This is a genomic window from Bartonella sp. AP150HLJHH, from assembly GCF_042196385.1.
Taxonomy (GTDB): Bacteria; Pseudomonadota; Alphaproteobacteria; order Rhizobiales; family Rhizobiaceae; genus Bartonella.
The window spans coordinates 1-509 of the sequence record NZ_JBHIQC010000155.1; the positions used below are offsets into that span (position 1 = coordinate 1).

General features: G+C 44.8%; 1 pseudogene. It reads right to left on the reverse strand.

Annotated elements, in window-relative coordinates:
• Positions 1–509, reverse strand: a pseudogene (locus ACFING_RS10175) (phage tail protein); the annotation flags it as partial.

The window sequence follows — 509 nt, forward strand, 5'->3', positions numbered from 1 at the left end:
CTAACGGCAGTTATTGCAGAAATCAGTGTACCTACAAGAGTTACAGCAAGACCAGCCATTGCGGAAGAAGCCGAGACTATGGCTGAAAATAGCGTTCTTGCAAGAGTTTTAGCAAGACTAGCAAAAGCTGCACTAACCGAACCTATGGCTGAAAGCAGTGATCTTCCCAGAGTAGCAGAAAATCTCAAAAAAGCTTTATCTGCTGCGATTATTTTTGAGAGCAGGGATTTTCCAAGATTTGCAGCCAGACCGGTAATTTTAGAACCAACGGAAGTGAAGGCTGAAAGCACTGGTCCTGAAAGAGCGAAAGCAAGCCTGATAAAAACTGCGCTTACTATGGCTAATGATGTAAGCAGCCAGCCATTGATTTTGTCCCAATTTTTGTAGAGCAAATATCCAGCTCCAACAACGGCTGCTATGCCGCCCGCGATCCAGCCGATAGGAGTGGTCATGATTGCGATACCAAGCGATATAAAAGCAGCACTAACGGAAGTTATTGCAGAAATCAG